The organism is Sphingomonas asaccharolytica NBRC 15499 (genome assembly GCF_001598355.1).
GTDB classification, from domain to species: Bacteria; Pseudomonadota; Alphaproteobacteria; order Sphingomonadales; family Sphingomonadaceae; genus Sphingomonas; species Sphingomonas asaccharolytica.
Map to the genome: position 1 here is coordinate 1 of NZ_BCYU01000038.1, position 14,485 is coordinate 14,485.

Annotated in this window: 14 protein-coding genes and 1 pseudogene; 12 read left to right on the top strand and 3 right to left on the bottom strand. The window is 65.1% G+C overall.

Translation table 11 applies throughout. The features are described from left to right. The 8 genes and pseudogenes from SAS01S_RS23015 to SAS01S_RS11765 all read left to right on the top strand — a co-directional run. Nucleotides 1-317, top strand: a pseudogene (locus SAS01S_RS23015) (hypothetical protein); the annotation flags it as partial. 118 nt (nucleotides 318-435) lie between these two features. Then, complete coding sequence (locus tag SAS01S_RS11735) at nucleotides 436-1,233, top strand: TerC family protein (RefSeq protein ID WP_066808119.1); 798 nt, start codon at nucleotides 436-438, stop codon at nucleotides 1,231-1,233. 56 nt (nucleotides 1,234-1,289) lie between these two features. After that, nucleotides 1,290-1,910, top strand: coding sequence for a ribonuclease D (locus SAS01S_RS11740; protein WP_066808121.1), 621 nt, complete (start codon nucleotides 1,290-1,292; stop codon nucleotides 1,908-1,910). Continuing rightward, the gene (gene lptC, locus SAS01S_RS11745; RefSeq protein ID WP_066808123.1) at nucleotides 1,903-2,547 is read left to right on the top strand and encodes an LPS export ABC transporter periplasmic protein LptC; all 645 of its coding nucleotides are present in this window, start codon (nucleotides 1,903-1,905) and stop codon (nucleotides 2,545-2,547) included. Before SAS01S_RS11740 ends, lptC begins: the two co-directional genes overlap by 8 nt. 159 nt (nucleotides 2,548-2,706) lie before the next feature. Then, a complete protein-coding gene (gene lptB / locus SAS01S_RS11750; protein WP_066808129.1) occupies nucleotides 2,707-3,483 on the top strand; it encodes an LPS export ABC transporter ATP-binding protein in 777 nt (258 codons plus the stop codon). Nucleotides 3,484-3,600: 117 nt separating this feature from the next. Further along, the gene (gene rpoN / locus SAS01S_RS11755) at nucleotides 3,601-5,103 is read left to right on the top strand and encodes an RNA polymerase factor sigma-54 (protein WP_066808131.1); all 1,503 of its coding nucleotides are present in this window, start codon (nucleotides 3,601-3,603) and stop codon (nucleotides 5,101-5,103) included. A 41-nt stretch (nucleotides 5,104-5,144) separates the two neighbouring features. Beyond that, nucleotides 5,145-5,534 (top strand): STAS/SEC14 domain-containing protein, encoded by a 390-nt coding sequence (locus SAS01S_RS11760; RefSeq protein WP_066808133.1) that lies wholly within the window; start codon nucleotides 5,145-5,147, stop codon nucleotides 5,532-5,534. Between the two features lie 219 nt (nucleotides 5,535-5,753). Then, the gene (locus tag SAS01S_RS11765) at nucleotides 5,754-6,053 is read left to right on the top strand and encodes a putative quinol monooxygenase (protein ID WP_066808135.1); all 300 of its coding nucleotides are present in this window, start codon (nucleotides 5,754-5,756) and stop codon (nucleotides 6,051-6,053) included. Here SAS01S_RS11765 and SAS01S_RS11770 read toward each other — a convergent pair. Genes SAS01S_RS11770 through SAS01S_RS11780 form a run of 3 tightly spaced genes read right to left on the bottom strand, consistent with a single transcriptional unit; the run spans nucleotide 6,047 to nucleotide 8,920 of the window. Then, entirely contained in the window at nucleotides 6,047-6,754 is a 708-nt protein-coding gene (locus tag SAS01S_RS11770; RefSeq protein ID WP_066808137.1) for a DUF899 family protein, read from the bottom strand. The genes SAS01S_RS11765 and SAS01S_RS11770 overlap by 7 nt on opposite strands. Before the next feature lie 53 nt (nucleotides 6,755-6,807). Next, a complete protein-coding gene (locus SAS01S_RS11775; protein WP_066808139.1) occupies nucleotides 6,808-7,875 on the bottom strand; it encodes a zinc-binding dehydrogenase in 1,068 nt (355 codons plus the stop codon). Nucleotides 7,876-7,921: 46 nt separating this feature from the next. Beyond that, the gene (locus tag SAS01S_RS11780; RefSeq protein WP_066808199.1) at nucleotides 7,922-8,920 is read right to left on the bottom strand and encodes a ligase-associated DNA damage response exonuclease; all 999 of its coding nucleotides are present in this window, start codon (nucleotides 8,918-8,920) and stop codon (nucleotides 7,922-7,924) included. Between the two features lie 62 nt (nucleotides 8,921-8,982). Between SAS01S_RS11780 and SAS01S_RS11785 the strand changes: the two genes are divergently transcribed. From SAS01S_RS11785 to SAS01S_RS11800, 4 genes are all read left to right on the top strand, one after another. Continuing rightward, complete coding sequence (locus tag SAS01S_RS11785) at nucleotides 8,983-9,660, top strand: hypothetical protein (RefSeq protein WP_066808141.1); 678 nt, start codon at nucleotides 8,983-8,985, stop codon at nucleotides 9,658-9,660. A 33-nt stretch (nucleotides 9,661-9,693) separates the two neighbouring features. Then, complete coding sequence (locus tag SAS01S_RS11790) at nucleotides 9,694-12,102, top strand: ligase-associated DNA damage response DEXH box helicase (protein WP_084238890.1); 2,409 nt, start codon at nucleotides 9,694-9,696, stop codon at nucleotides 12,100-12,102. A gap of 103 nt (nucleotides 12,103-12,205) precedes the next feature. Then, a complete protein-coding gene (locus SAS01S_RS11795) occupies nucleotides 12,206-13,150 on the top strand; it encodes a retroviral-like aspartic protease family protein (RefSeq protein ID WP_218016290.1) in 945 nt (314 codons plus the stop codon). Between the two features lie 58 nt (nucleotides 13,151-13,208). Continuing rightward, nucleotides 13,209-14,468, top strand: coding sequence for a putative DNA modification/repair radical SAM protein (locus tag SAS01S_RS11800; RefSeq protein WP_066808146.1), 1,260 nt, complete (start codon nucleotides 13,209-13,211; stop codon nucleotides 14,466-14,468). Nucleotides 14,469-14,485: the final 17 nt, after the last annotated feature.

Sequence of the window (14,485 nt, forward strand, 5' to 3'; positions counted from 1 at the left end):
CCGCCGCGGAAACCACCGCCGCCGCCGCCGCCGAAGCCGCCACCACCGCCGAAGCCGCCACCGCCGCCGCGATATCCGCCACCGCCGCCGCCATAGCTGCTACCGCCGCCAAAGCCACCGCCGCCGAAATCTCCACCGCCGCCGCCAAATTCGTCACCGCCGAAATTGTCGCGCTTGTCACGGCCGCGACCACCACGATTGCCACGGCCACCTTTATCGAAACTCATGCCCTGTTCGTCTTTCCGGTTCGCCCCGTATCACATTCAAGAACCAAAGCGTCGGACGACAGACGCAGGCCTTCGGACGCAAACCAATAGCGCCTTAGTGCGAGTCTTAGCCGAAAATCGGCCTCGCCGCGAACAAAATCGTCGGCATTCCTGCCCTTGTCGTCGCGATACTTGCGCGAGCGTGGCCGAGACGGCACAGCCGTGCCCCATGTCGATCATCGAACTTCTCGCCAGTCCGGCCGCCTGGGCGGCGCTGTTGACGCTGATCATGATGGAAGTCGTGCTTGGTATCGACAATCTGGTCTTCGTCGCGATCCTGTCGAACAAATTGCCCGAGGCGGACCGTGCCCGCACGCGGCGAATCGGTATCGGGCTCGCGCTGATCATGCGCCTGCTGCTGCTCACGACGATCAGCTGGATCGTCGGCATGACCGCGCCGGTGATCGATCTCGGGCTGACCGGCGGGATCGACGCGCATGGCAGTCCCAGTTTCGAAACGGCCTTTTCGATTCGCGACCTCATCCTGATCGCGGGCGGCCTGTTCTTGCTCTACAAGGCGACGACGGAGATCCATCACAGCGTCGATCCGGCCGAGTCGGACTCGCCGCTCGACAAGACCAACAGCCAGAAGTCGCTGGGCTTCGCGTCCGCGATCGCCCAGATCCTGGTGCTCGATCTGGTCTTCTCGATCGATTCGATCCTGACCGCGGTCGGCATGACGGACGAATTGCCGATCATGATCGTCGCGGTGGTGGTCGCGGTTGGAGTGATGCTGCTGGCGGCCGATCCCTTGTCCAACTTCATCGCCAAGAATCCGACCGTAGTGATGCTCGCGCTCGGCTTCCTCTTAATGATCGGCCTCGTGCTGATCGCCGACGGCTTCGGCGTCCATGTCCCCAAGGGCTATGTCTATACCGCAATGGCGTTCTCCGCAGGCGTTGAGATCCTCAACATCTGGAGCCGCAAGGCGCGCGAGCGGCGAGGCGGGAACGGCGCCGCTCACTGAACGCCGCATTTTCCCAGCCATTGAGCGTTCGGCCCGGAAGGGCTAGGCGCTAGGCGATGACCGTATATCTCCATGAGGAAGACCTTCCCGCCGGGCTGTTCGCGCCCGGTGCCGCGATCGCCGTCGATACCGAGACGATGGGGCTGATCACGCCGCGCGACCGATTGTGCCTGGTGCAATTGTCCGATGGCGGGCCCGACGAGCACCTCGTCCGCTTCGGCCCCGGCAGCGACTATGCCGCGCCTAATCTGAAGGCGCTGCTCGCCGATCCGGCACGCGACAAGCTCTATCATTTCGCGCGGTTCGATCTCGCCGCGATCAAACACTATCTCGGCGTCACCGCCGCCCCGGTCTATTGCACCAAGACCGCATCGCGGCTGGTCCGCACCTATACCGACCGCCATGGGCTGAAGGAATTGGTCCGCGAGCTGCTCGGCCAGGACATTTCGAAACAGCAGCAATCGTCCGATTGGGGCGGTCCTGAGCTGAGCGACGCGCAAAAGGATTATGCCGCGTCCGACGTGCGCTATCTGCATCGCCTGCGCGACGAACTCGATCGCCGTTTGGTTCGCGAAAACCGCGCCGAGCTGGCGCAGGCCTGTTTCGACTTCCTGCCGTGGCGCGCCGAGCTCGATCTCGCCGGCTGGCCCGAAATCGACATCTTCGCGCATGTCTGACGTCGCGCTCCAGATGCGGTCCGAGCGTCAGCGCTGGGCGGCGCCGGGGAGCGGGCACGACACATTGATCGCGATCCTGCGCGTCGTCCTGCCGTCGGCCGTCGGCGTCGTCGCCGCGCTGATGGTGTTCTTGCCGCTGACCGCCGGCGGCGACGTCAGTTTCGTGCTCGATCGCAACAAGGTGGAAATCACCAAGGAACGCCTGCGCGTGCAGTCGGCGACCTATCGCGGCCAGGACGACAAAGGCCAGCCCTTCACCTTGACCGCGCAATCGGCGGTGCAGCGCGACGCCACCCAGCCGATCGTCGAGATCGACCGGATGATGGGCGACATCTCGCTCACGGATGGTCCCGGCAAGCTTGTGGCGCCCAAGGGCAATTACAATCTGAAGAGCCAGCAGGTCGATGTGTCGGGGCCGATCACCTTCACTGGTCCCAAGGGCTACAGCCTGCAAAGCAAGGCGGCGACGGTCGATTTGCGGAAGCGCACGATGCAGGGCTCGGGCGGCGTTTCCGGGACCTTGCCGCAAGGGAATTTCAACGCCGATACGATGAACGCGGACCTCGAGAATCGCGTGGTGCGCCTCAACGGACGCGCGACCATGCACTTCAGCGGCAAGGCCAAGCGCAACCGATAGCCCGATTTTTCGGCCGATTTTTTGGCGCATTCGCCGCGCGCGCGCTTGCCCGCGGCAAGGCGCCGGTGCATGGCACCGGCGTGCGCCATGCACAAAGCTTGCCAATTGCCCGTCCGATAACCATTCAGTAACCAACAGGCGGGCACTCAGGGAGCCGATATGAACGACGCCGTTACCCTGGAAGAAATTCCGCCGATCGCCGAATCGCCGGTGATGCGCGGCCTGTCGGTCGTGTCGATCGCCAAGTCGTACGACAAGCGGGTCGTGCTGACCGACGTGTCGCTGTCGGTGGGCCCGGGCGAAGTGATCGGCCTGTTGGGTCCCAACGGCGCCGGCAAGACCACCTGCTTCTATTCGGTGATGGGGCTGGTGAAGCCCGATTCGGGCCGCATCATGCTCGATGGCGACGATATCACCGGGCTGCCGATGTACCGTCGGGCGATCCTCGGCCTGGGCTATCTGCCGCAGGAAACCTCGATCTTTCGCGGCCTGTCGGTTGAAAAGAACATCCTCACCGTGCTCGAACTCTCCGAGCCGGACAAAGGCGCGCGCGAACGCCGGCTCGACCAGTTGCTCGACGAATTCGGCCTGACCCGGCTGCGCGACGCGCCGGCCATGGCATTGTCGGGCGGCGAGCGCCGCCGCGCCGAGATCGCCCGGGCGCTTGCCGCCAATCCCTCGATCATGCTGCTCGACGAGCCGTTCGCCGGCATCGATCCTTTGTCGATCTCCGACATTCGCGACCTGATCGTCGAACTGAAGAAGCGCGGCATCGGCGTGCTGATCACCGACCATAATGTCCGCGAGACGCTCGACATCGTCGACCGCGGTTACATCATTTATGACGGCCGCGTGCTGTTCGCGGGCTCGCCCGAGGAACTCGTCGCCGACGAGAATGTCCGCCGCCTCTATTTGGGCGAAAGCTTCACGTTGTAGGATGATGCGCGACCTTTTCCCCACTCGTCGCCCCGGCGAAAGCCGGGGCCGCTGGCGGCGAAGGACCCTCCATCGCGTGCCGGCCCCGGCCTGCGTCGGGGCGACGGAAAACCGGCGATGAGCCTGGCACCGCGTCTCGACCTTCGGCAGTCGCAATCTTTGGTGATGACGCCGCAGTTGCAGCAGGCGATTCGCCTGCTCGCGCTGTCGAACCTTGAAGTCGAAACCTTTATCGCCGAGGAGATCGAGCGCAATCCGTTGCTCGACAGTTCGAGCGCAGGCAGCGACGATGACGGCCCGATCGTCGAACGCGAAGCGCCGGCCGCGATGGGCGAGGAACCCGTCAGCGCCGATGCGTTGCTGAACGGCGAGAGCGGCGGTGAGGCCTCGCTCGACGTCGATTTCGCGGCCGAGAGTTTCCATCACGATTCGCCGTCCGATCAAGCCGGGATGGACGGTTCGCTCGGCATGAACGGCGGCACGTCGGGTGGGGCGAGCGAGGACGGTCCCGATCTCGACGCGTTTGCCGACACCAGCCTGACGCTTGCCGATCACTTGCTGACCCAGGCGGGCGAAGTGCTGTCTGGTCCCGACATGTTCGTCGCTCGGCATCTGATCGACCTGATCGACGACGCCGGCTATCTGACCACGCCGCTGATCGACATCGCCAACCGGCTCGGTGTGCCGCTGGTGCATGTCGAGCACGTGCTCAAGGTGATCCAGACGTTCGACCCGACCGGGGTCGGCGCGCGCGACCTCGCTGAATGCCTCGCGCTCCAGGCCAAGGAGGCCGATCGCTACGATCCCTGCATGGTGCGGCTGATCGACAACCTCGACCTGGTCGCGCGTGGCGAGATGTCGCGGCTGCGGCGGATCTGCGACGTCGACGACGAAGATCTGGCGGACATGATCCGCGAATTGCGCAATTACGACCCCAAGCCCGGCTGCCGATTCGGCGGCGAGCCGATGCAGGCGGTGGTGCCCGATCTCTATGTCGCGCGCGCCAAACAGGGCTGGGCGATCGAGATCAACGCGGCGACGTTGCCCAAGGTGCTGGTCAACCGCTCTTATTATGTCGAGCTGTCCTCGGGCCCGCAGGACAAGACGGCCAAGGCGTGGCTGAGCGAGATGCTCGCCAGCGCCAACTGGCTGGTCAAGGCGCTCGACCAGCGTCAACGCACGATCATCAAGGTCGCCAGCGAGATCGTGAAACAGCAGGAAGCGTTCTTCCTCCACGGCGTCGCGCATCTGAAGCCGATGACCCTGAAGCAGGTCGCCGATGCGATCGAGATGCACGAATCAACCGTCAGCCGAGTGACCTCGAATAAATATCTCAGCTGCGCGCGTGGGCTGTACGAGCTCAAATATTTCTTCACCTCGGCGATCCAGGCGGCCGATGGCGGCGACGCGGTGTCGGCCCAGGCGGTCAAGTCGGCGATCCGCGCGCTCATTTCGGCGGAGAGTCCGAAGGCGATCCTGTCTGACGATACCTTGGTCGATATGCTCAACGCCAAGGGTTTCGACATCGCGCGCCGCACCGTCGCCAAATATCGCGAAGCGCTGGGGATCGGCAGTTCGGTCCAGCGCCGCCGGCAAAAGGCGCTGGAGGGAGTCGGCTAGTCTTTTACCGTTCAGCAAAACATTCGCCGTAACCCAGCGGCATGGCTGCACAGTTCACCGTCCGGGCCGAGCCCTCGCGCGATTTGATTCGCATCACCATGTCCGGCTTCTTCAGTCCCGACGACATCCAGGCATTTTGCGACGCGCGCGCCGCGGAGCATGCCCGCCTGACCTGCGGACCCAACCAGCATGTCACGCTCAACGATCTGCGGGCGATGAAGGTGCAGGCGCAGGACGTGGTCGCCGCCTTCCAGAACCTGCTCGCCGATCCCGCCTATCGGTCGCGCAAACTCGCATTCGTCGTCGACCGCACGCTCGCGCGCAGCCAATTGATGCGCGCGCTCAACGGCCGCACCGCGAAATGCTTCGAAAACCGCGTCGAGGCCGAGCAATGGCTGTTCGCACACGATTCGGAGATGGTGGCGGCCTGACGGCCAGCTCTTTTTAACGTCACCCCGGCCGTGCGGGGGCGCTGTGCCGCCGGCGCGGAAAGATGGGTCGAGCATCTCGCCGCCGGTCTGGTTGATGCCGGACAGCGGGGCGCGACACGGAATAAGCGAGCATTATTTTGTTTCGCTTGTTTTCCAATACTTTCGTTAGTTTCCCGGAACGCGAAAATGCGTTAGCCTCCCGGCCAGGGAGAGGGCGTCATGATCATCGTCACTGGCAGCATCACCGCGAAGGACGGGCAGTTCGAGCCGTTGCGCGACGCCTGCCTCGCGCATGTCCACCGCTCGCGGACCGAGGACGGCTGCATCAGCCATGCGGTTCATATCGATGCCGAAAATCCGCTCCGCCTGGTGTTTTTCGAGGAATGGCGCGACCTGCCCGCGCTGCAGGAACATTTCGTCACGCCCGGCATCGCCGAGCTGATGGGCGCGGTCCGCGAGCACGCCGCGTCGAGCGAGAAGATCACGACCTATAGCGCGCAAAAGGCGCCGGATCAGTAATCGATGCTCGGATACCAGTCGGTGCCGCGCCCGGCAGGAATCGTGTCGAGCACGTTCCATAAAGGCGACATTTCGGGCGCGCCGCGCGGGTCCTGACCGGGATCCTGGGTACCGCCCAGTTCGGCCCCCCAGAAATGGCGGATCGTCCCGTCAGCATCCTTGGTAAACACGTCATAGGACGGCCAGTCGCCATCGTCGTGCCACGCATTATGATCGCGGCCGAATGCTTCGCTGGTGTCGCTATAGAGCGGCAGGCCGCGCCAGCCGCGTTCCTTGGCGAAATCGTACAGCCGGTCGACCGGCGAGCGCGCGATCACCGCCAGCGCGACCTTTTGGCGTAGGTCGAGCGCATTGGCGGCAAGCGGGCCCAGAAATTGCGTGCACATCGGGCATGGCCGCGCGCGCTCGGGGCCGAACATCCAGCAATAGGTGACCAGCGTGTCATGGCCTTCAAACAGGTCGGCGAGGCCGACCTCGCCGTCCTTGCCCTGGAAGCGATAGTCCTTCGTGACTACTGGTCCGGGCGGTAGCGCGCGGCGTTGCGCGGCGACGCGTTCTAGGTGGCGGCGCAATTCGATTTCCTCGGCGAGCAGCTTCTTGCGCGCTTCGGCGTAATCGGCGCTTTCGTCGGGATAGGGATGACGCGCCTTCTCGGCGAGCTCGCTGGCAGGAGCGAGCAATTTGACGTCGGCCGCGGCCATGGTCCTCTCCTTTTCGCGCCATCAAAGCGCTCGAAGTCGGAATTGGGTTCCTATCAGGCGATGGTCGGATCGACCATGATCTTCACGTGGTTTTCGGGATCGCTCAAATCGTCGAACGCCTGCGGCACGCCGCCCAGATCGACCGTCCCGGTAATGATCCGCCCGGCATCGACGGTTCCCTCGGCGATCTCGCGCAACGTCGCGGCGAACTCGTCGGGCGTATAGCCATAGACGAATTCGAGGTTGAGCTGCTTGGTGATCGCCATCGACGGCCGGAAGCTGTCGGGCTCCATGCACACGCCGGCGACGACGATCTGCGCGCCGGGCGGGCAATCCTCGATGATCCGCTGCACCATGCCCGGCACGCCGACGCATTCGAACACGATCGGCCGCGCGTGCATTTTGCCTGCCATTCTGGCGATGTGCGCCTCCGCCTCGGTCGCGGGGACGCCATAGTCGGTCCATTTCCTGTGCGGCCCGTCGACCGCCGGGTCCACCACCACGTCGGCGCCCATTCGCTCGGCCTCGGCGCGGCGGCGCGGCGAGAAATCCGCGGCGATCACCGGTCCCTTGCCGGCGATCTTGAGCGCGGCGATGATCGCCAGCCCGACCGGCCCGCAACCGATAACCAAAGACGCCGACCCGGGCTCGAGCGCTGCTCTGGCGACGGCATGCGCACCGACCGCGAACGGCTCGGTCAGCGCGGCGAGATCGTCCGACAGTCCGTTGGGCACTTCGAGCAACAACCGCTCGTCGAGCAGCATGCACTCGGCAAAGCCACCGGGCGCCGAGGGCGAATAGCCGACGGGATGATAGCCTTTGGAAGAATTGGTGACGGGAACTGAGACCACACGCGTTCCGGGCTTTAGCCGATGCGGCGTGTCGGGACCGTAATCGAGGATCTCGGCGCAGAATTCATGCCCCATCACCATGTCCGGTAAGGGCCGCGGCGTACCGCCGGCGCGCTCGGCGACCATCTTGTCCATATGGTGGAGCGCGTGGAGATCGGACCCGCAGATGCCGCAACGGAGAGTCCGTACCAACGCCTGTCCCTTGTCGGGCGTCGGCTCGACGATCTCATCGAGTTCCAGCCGCTGCCCGCGCTTGACCACTGCCCGCATCCCGCTCTCCCTTTCCGTACCCTCTTTTCGAAAATACTGAGCGCGGTCAATCGTCCTCGTCTTCATAGCCGACCAGCGCCAGCGCGCGTGCCTTGATCTGCCGCGTCTCGCACCAATGGATCAGCGCGTCCTCGCGGCCATGCGTCACCCACACTTCCCTGGGTGCGATCTCGATCAGTGTTTCGGTCAATTCGTCCCAATCGGCATGGTCGGACAGGATCAGCGGCAGTTCCACCAGTCTCTGCCGCGCGCGCTGGCGGACCCGCATCCAGCCGCTGGCCATCGCGGTGATCGGGTCGGGCAACCGCCGCGACCAGCGATCGTTGAGCGCGCCGGGCGGGCATAGCACGATCCGCCCCTGCAATTCGGCCTTGGCGACGCCGGTGGCGGGGCGAAGCTCGCCGAGATCGACGCCCAGTTCGACATAGAGGTCGCATAGCCGCTGCAGCGCGCCATGGATGTAGATCGGATCGTCATAGCCCATGTCGCGCAGCTCGCGGATCACGCGTTGCGCCTTGCCCAAGGCATAGGCGCCGACCAGCACGCAGCGATCGGGATTGGCGCGCGACGCGGCAAGCAATTTGTCGATTTCGTCATGCGTCTCCGGATGGCGAAAGACGGGCAGGCCGAACGTCGCCTCGGTCACGAAGACATCGCATTTTACGGGCTCAAACCGCGCGCAGGTCGGGTCGGGGCGGCGTTTGTAATCGCCCGATACGACGATGGTCTCGCCGCGATATCTCAGCACTATCTGCGCCGATCCCAGCACATGGCCGGCGGGGACGAATTCGACCTCGACTCCGCCCATGTCGCGCGGCTCGCCATAGTGGACGGCGTGTCCGGCCTGCGGACCGTAGCGCGCCTCCATGATCGCCAGCGTCTCGGGCGTCGCCCACACTGCTTCATGCCCGCCGCGAGCGTGATCAGCGTGACCGTGCGTCACCAGCGCGCGCGGGCTGGCCACCGACGGATCGATCCAGACATCGGCCGGCGCCACATAGATCCCCTGTGGATGGGGCGTGATCCAGTCGCCGAGCTTGGTCATCACGCCAATATGGCGCGGCGGGCGTTCCTGTTCCATCTTGTCCGCAAATAAGGAGGAAACGGATGCAGCAAACGGCTCTCGATCAGCGGCTCGATCGGCTTGAACGCACGGTCAGGCGGCAACGGTTGATATTGGCCGTGGCCGGACTGGGTGGCGCGGCGGCGTTGCTGATGGCGCTCGCGCCCGCCGCGCCCGGCACGATCGAGGCGCAAGCGATCCGTATCGTCGACGCCGCGGGCAAGCCGCGTATCCTGATCGGCGCACCGCCGCCCACCGACGGTCGCCTGCGCAAGAACGCGCAGACCGCGTCGATCGTCGTGCTCGGCCCCGGCGGCGCCGATCGCCTGGTGCTGGGCGAGCAGCCGCCGGTGCTGGTCGATGGCAAGGCCTATCCGCGGATTGCCAGTGCTTACGGCCTGCTGATCCACGATGCCAAAGGCAATGAGCGCGGCGGGTTCAGCTTCCTCGATAATGGCCGCGCCATCCTGTCGCTCGACCGTCCCGGTGGCGATGCGGTGCTCCTCACCGCCAACGATAAGACCGGGTTCGCCGGGCTGGTGGTCAACTACCAGAACCCGCTGGGCGAATATGCCGAAGGGCTGCGGATGGGGACCCAGGGGGACACGGCGTGGCTGTCGCTTCAGGACCGCGCAGAGGGCGAGCGCGCGAGGCTGGCGGTCGACAGCAAAGCGGCGCCGAAGCTGATCGCCCGGCCGGCGGGTGCTCCGCCGGCGCCATAGCGCGATCGGCGGCCCGCACCCTATATCGGTCGGGTGACTCCTCTCCCCCAACCCTTGACCGACTGGTTCGCCGCGCGCGGCTGGCGCCCGCGGCGGCATCAACTCCAGATGCTCGACGCCGCGCGTGCCGGGCATCATGCCTTGCTCGTCGCGGCGACCGGGGCTGGCAAGACGCTGGCGGGATTCCTTCCGACGCTGGCCGAACTGATCGAGACTCCGAGCGAGGGTCTCTACACGCTCTACGTCTCGCCGCTCAAGGCGCTCGCGGTCGACGTCCAGCGCAACCTGCTAACTCCGATCGAGGAGATGGGACTCGACATCCGTGTCGAGACGCGCACCGGCGATACGCCGAGCGACCGTAAGGCGCGCCAGCGTGTCCGCCCGCCGCAGATCCTGCTGACCACGCCCGAAAGCCTGTCGCTGCTGCTGAGCTATCCCGACAGCTTTCTGATGTTCGCCGGGCTCAAGCGCGTCGTGGTCGATGAGGTTCACGCCTTCGCCAGCGGCAAGCGCGGCGACCTGTTGTCGCTATGCATGGCGCGGCTGCAGCGGATCGCGCCCGATATGCGCCGCGTTGCACTATCGGCGACCGTTGCCGACCCGGATTCCTACCGCGCCTGGCTTGCCCCCGACGGCGATATCGACATGGTCGATCTCGTGCTCGGCGAGCCCGGTGCCGATCCCGACATCACCATCCTGCTGCCTGAAGGCCGCGTGCCCTGGGCCGGCCATTCGGGGCGCTACGCCGCCGAACAAGTGATGGCGGAGATCGAGACGCGGCGCACGACGATCGTGTTCTGCAACACGCGCAGCCTCGCCGAATTGATCTTCCAGGATCTGTGGAAAGTGAATGTGATGTCGCTGCCGATCGGCGTGCATCACGGCAGCCTGTCGAAAGAGGCGCGGCGCAAGGTGGAGGGCGCGATGGCGGCGGGCCGGTTGCGCGCTTTGGTCGCCACCGCCAGCCTCGATCTCGGGGTCGATTGGGGCGATGTCGATTGCGTGATCCAGATGGGCGCGCCCAAGGGCTCGTCACGCCTGCTGCAGCGGATCGGCCGCGCCAATCACCGGCTCGACGAATCGAGCGAGGCGATCATCGTTCCCGGCAACCGCTTCGAATATCTCGAAGCGCGCGCGGCGATCGACGCGGTCGAGATGGGCGAACTCGATAACGAGCCCTTTCGCCTCGGCGCGCTCGATGTGCTCGCCCAGCACATCATGGCCTGCGCCTGCGCCGCACCATTTCAGGGCGACGAGATGCTGAGCGAAGTGCAAGGCGCCCTGCCATATTCGGCGCTCGATGCGGAGACCTTCGAGCGCGTGCTCAGCTTCATCCGCGACGGGGGTTATGCCCTGCGCGCCTATGACCGCTTCAAGCGGTTGACCCAAGAGCCCGACGGGACCTGGCGCGTCAGCCACCCGCGCTTCGTCCAGCAGCATCGCCTCAATGCCGGGATCATCGTCGAGGCGGCGATGCTCAACGTGCGGTTCAAGAACGGCCGCCTGCTCGGCAAGGTGGAAGAGGCGTTCGCCGCCTCGCTGTCGAACGGCGACACTTTCTTCTTCGCCGGGATGAGCTGCGAAGTGATCCGGATCGACACCGAGGACGTGCTGGTCCGCGCTTCGGCCCGGCCGGCGCGGATCCCGACCTATGGCGGCGCGCGCATGCCGATCTCGACTCATCTTGCCGACCGCGTGCGCGCTTTCCTCGCGCATCCGGAGGAATGGGCGCGCTTTCCCGACGATGTGCGCCAATGGCTCGAAGTGCAGTCCTATCGTTCGCGCCTGCCCGAACCCGGCCAATTGCTGATCGAGACCTTTCCGCGTGACGGGCGCCACTATATGGTCGCCTATAGTTTCGAGGGCTGGAACGCGCACCAATCGCTTGGCATGCTGCTCACCCGGCGGATGGAGACGCAGGGGCTGAAACCGCTGGGATTCGTCGCCAGCGACTATGCCATCGGCTGCTATTCGCTCGATCCGGTAACCGATCCGGCCAGTCTGTTCTCGCCCGATATCCTCGAACACGAATTTGTCGATTGGGTTCAGCAATCGCATCTGCTCAAGCGCGCGTTCCGCGAGGTCGCGGTGATCGGCGGGCTGGTCGAGCGTCAGCATCCCGGCAAGCGCAAGACCGGCAAACAGGTCACTTTCTCGACTGACCTGATCTACGACGTGCTGCGCAAATACGAGCCTGGCCATCTGCTGCTCCAGGCCGCCTGGGCCGATGCCCGCGCACGGATGACCGACGTCGGGCGCCTCGCGGATCTGCTCGACCGCGCCGGCAACACGATGTTGCATGTGATGCTCGACCGCGTATCGCCGCTGGCGGTCCCGGTGCTGACGCTGATCGGCCGGGAGAATGTCGCGACGGGCCTCGCCGACGACGCGCTGCTGTCGGAAGCGGAAAGCCTGGCCCAGGAGGCGATGCGGCTCGACTGAGCGCAACTTCGGGGCGTATTATCCGCTTGGTACACGTCCGAAACGGGCGTATGATCCGGCCATGCGCGGGTTCATTCCCCTGCTGGCGCTTGGCATCGGTACAATGGCCGGACCGCCCCTTGCCGCGCAACAGGCGCAACCCTCGATCAAGCCGGTCGCCTCCGTTCCCGCCGCGGAACCCGCGCCGGATGTGCTCACCATCGGCGAACGAACCGATCGCATGACGGTCCCCGTGACGATTGGGCCGCACGGGCCTTTTCCGTTCATCATCGATACCGGGGCCGAGCGCTCGGTCGTTTCGCGCGAACTCGCCAGCTATCTCAAGCTGTTGCCGGGCACGGACGTGAAGCTGTTCGACTTCACCGGCGCCGCTCAGGTCGCGACGGTAAAAGTGCCGTCGCTCACCGCGGGCAAGCTCGGTACGCCAGCGATGGAGGCGCCGCAGCTGCTGCTAGCGGATATCGGTGCGCCGGGCATGCTCGGCATCGACGCGCTCCAGGGGCAGAAGGTCGTGCTTGATTTCGGTGCGCGACGGATGCTGCTGCGACCTGGGCGGCGCCACGCCTCTGGCGATTTCGTCATTCGCGCCCAATCGCGTACCGGTCAGCTGATCGTGACCAAGGCGTGGTTCAACAATCAGCCGATCGCGGTGATCATCGATACCGGATCGTGGCTCAGCGTCGGCAACACCGCCATGCTCAAGCTGGCGAAGAAAACGCCGCGATCATATGGACCGGTGGCGATCACGTCGGTGACCGGACGGACCTTTACCGCCAATTTCGTCTCGATCAGCAACGTCAAGATCGATACCATCCGGTTCGACAATTTCGGGCTGGTGTTCGCCGACGTGCCGCCATTCGATCGGTTTGGGTTGCGCGACCAACCGGCACTGATCCTGGGGATGAGTTCGCTCAAGCTGTTTGGCCGGGTGGAGCTCGACTTCGTCAATCGCGAGATCGGGTTCAGCCTGCCGCGACCGCAGATCGATTTCCACGACATTTGCAGAAACGGCAGTGCCGCCTGCAGGACCATCGGCCCTTCATCCTGACGGCAGACCACTGATACATATCAGTGACTCGGGGGCAGCGTGAACATATAGAGAACGAGTGGCCCAACTCGACACCCGTCAAAAGCTCGAAATCCTCGCCGACGCCGCCAAATATGATGCCTCGTGCGCGTCGTCAGGCTCGGTCAAGCGCGACTCGCGCGGGGGCAAAGGAATCGGCTCGACCGACCAGGGCATGGGCATCTGCCATGCTTATGCGCCCGACGGACGCTGCATCTCGCTGCTCAAGATCCTGCTGACCAACAGCTGCGTGTTCGATTGCCATTATTGCATCAACCGCAAGAGCTCGAACGTGCGCCGTGCGCGCTTCACCACCGACGAAGTCGTCCAGCTCACGCTCGCTTTCTACCGGCGCAATTATATCGAGGGACTGTTCCTCTCCTCGGGCATCATCCGATCGTCCAACTACACGATGGAGCAGATCGTCGAGGTCGCGCGATCCTTGCGTGAGGATCACGATTTCCGCGGCTATATCCATTTGAAGACCATTCCCGACGCCGATCCCGAACTGGTCCATCGCGCCGGCGCCCATGCCGATCGCGTGTCGATCAATGTCGAGTTGCCGACCCGCGCCGGGCTCGAACGGCTCGCGCCCGAAAAGGACGCGGGCCGGATCGAGGGCGCGATGGCGGGGATGAAGCGCGACATCGTCGATGCCGGCGACGCCACCCGCCGCTACAAATCCGCGCCGCGCTTTGCTCCTGCCGGCCAGTCGACCCAGATGATCGTCGGCGCCGACGCCGCGACTGACCGCGACATCGTGACGCGCGCCGCCGGGCTCTATGGCAAGTTCGACCTGCGCCGCGTCTATTATTCGGCCTTCTCGCCGATTCCCGACGCCAGTGCGGTGCTGCCGTTGAAACGCCCGCCGCTGATGCGCGAGCACCGGTTGTACCAGTCCGACTGGCTAATGCGCTTTTACGATTACACTCCCGGCGAAGTTGCCGCGGCAGCCGACGACGCGACGGGGATGATGCCGCTCGACATCGATCCCAAGCTCGCCTGGGCGCTCAAGTTCCGCGACCGCTTCCCGGTCGACGTCAACCGCGCGCCGCGCGAGGCGCTGCTGCGCGTGCCGGGGCTTGGCACGCGCGCGGTCGACCGCATCCTCGCCGCGCGGCGTTGGCGGCGGCTCGCGCTTGCCGATATCGGCCGGCTGACCGCATCGGTCGCCAAGGTCCGCCCGTTCCTGATCGCCAGCGACTGGAAACCCGTCGCGCTCGCCGACAAGGACGATCTTCGGGCCGACCTCCGCCCGCTGGTCGCGCCCAAGGCGAAGCAAATGGAGCTGTTCGGCTGAATGGACCTGGGCATGAA

What these genes read in the sequence shown, in the direction of transcription:
- SAS01S_RS11735 (WP_066808119.1), top strand. Translation starts at nt 436, where the DNA reads ATGTCGATCATCGAACTTCTCGCCAGTCCGGCCGCCTGGGCGGCGCTG.
- SAS01S_RS11740 (WP_066808121.1), top strand. Translation starts at nt 1,290, where the DNA reads ATGACCGTATATCTCCATGAGGAAGACCTTCCCGCCGGGCTGTTCGCG.
- lptC (WP_066808123.1), top strand. Translation starts at nt 1,903, where the DNA reads ATGTCTGACGTCGCGCTCCAGATGCGGTCCGAGCGTCAGCGCTGGGCG.
- lptB (WP_066808129.1), top strand. Translation starts at nt 2,707, where the DNA reads ATGAACGACGCCGTTACCCTGGAAGAAATTCCGCCGATCGCCGAATCG.
- rpoN (WP_066808131.1), top strand. Translation starts at nt 3,601, where the DNA reads ATGAGCCTGGCACCGCGTCTCGACCTTCGGCAGTCGCAATCTTTGGTG.
- SAS01S_RS11760 (WP_066808133.1), top strand. Translation starts at nt 5,145, where the DNA reads ATGGCTGCACAGTTCACCGTCCGGGCCGAGCCCTCGCGCGATTTGATT.
- SAS01S_RS11765 (WP_066808135.1), top strand. Translation starts at nt 5,754, where the DNA reads ATGATCATCGTCACTGGCAGCATCACCGCGAAGGACGGGCAGTTCGAG.
- SAS01S_RS11770 (WP_066808137.1), bottom strand. Translation starts at nt 6,754, where the DNA reads ATGGCCGCGGCCGACGTCAAATTGCTCGCTCCTGCCAGCGAGCTCGCC.
- SAS01S_RS11775 (WP_066808139.1), bottom strand. Translation starts at nt 7,875, where the DNA reads ATGCGGGCAGTGGTCAAGCGCGGGCAGCGGCTGGAACTCGATGAGATC.
- SAS01S_RS11780 (WP_066808199.1), bottom strand. Translation starts at nt 8,920, where the DNA reads ATGACCAAGCTCGGCGACTGGATCACGCCCCATCCACAGGGGATCTAT.
- SAS01S_RS11785 (WP_066808141.1), top strand. Translation starts at nt 8,983, where the DNA reads ATGCAGCAAACGGCTCTCGATCAGCGGCTCGATCGGCTTGAACGCACG.
- SAS01S_RS11795 (WP_218016290.1), top strand. Translation starts at nt 12,206, where the DNA reads ATGGCCGGACCGCCCCTTGCCGCGCAACAGGCGCAACCCTCGATCAAG.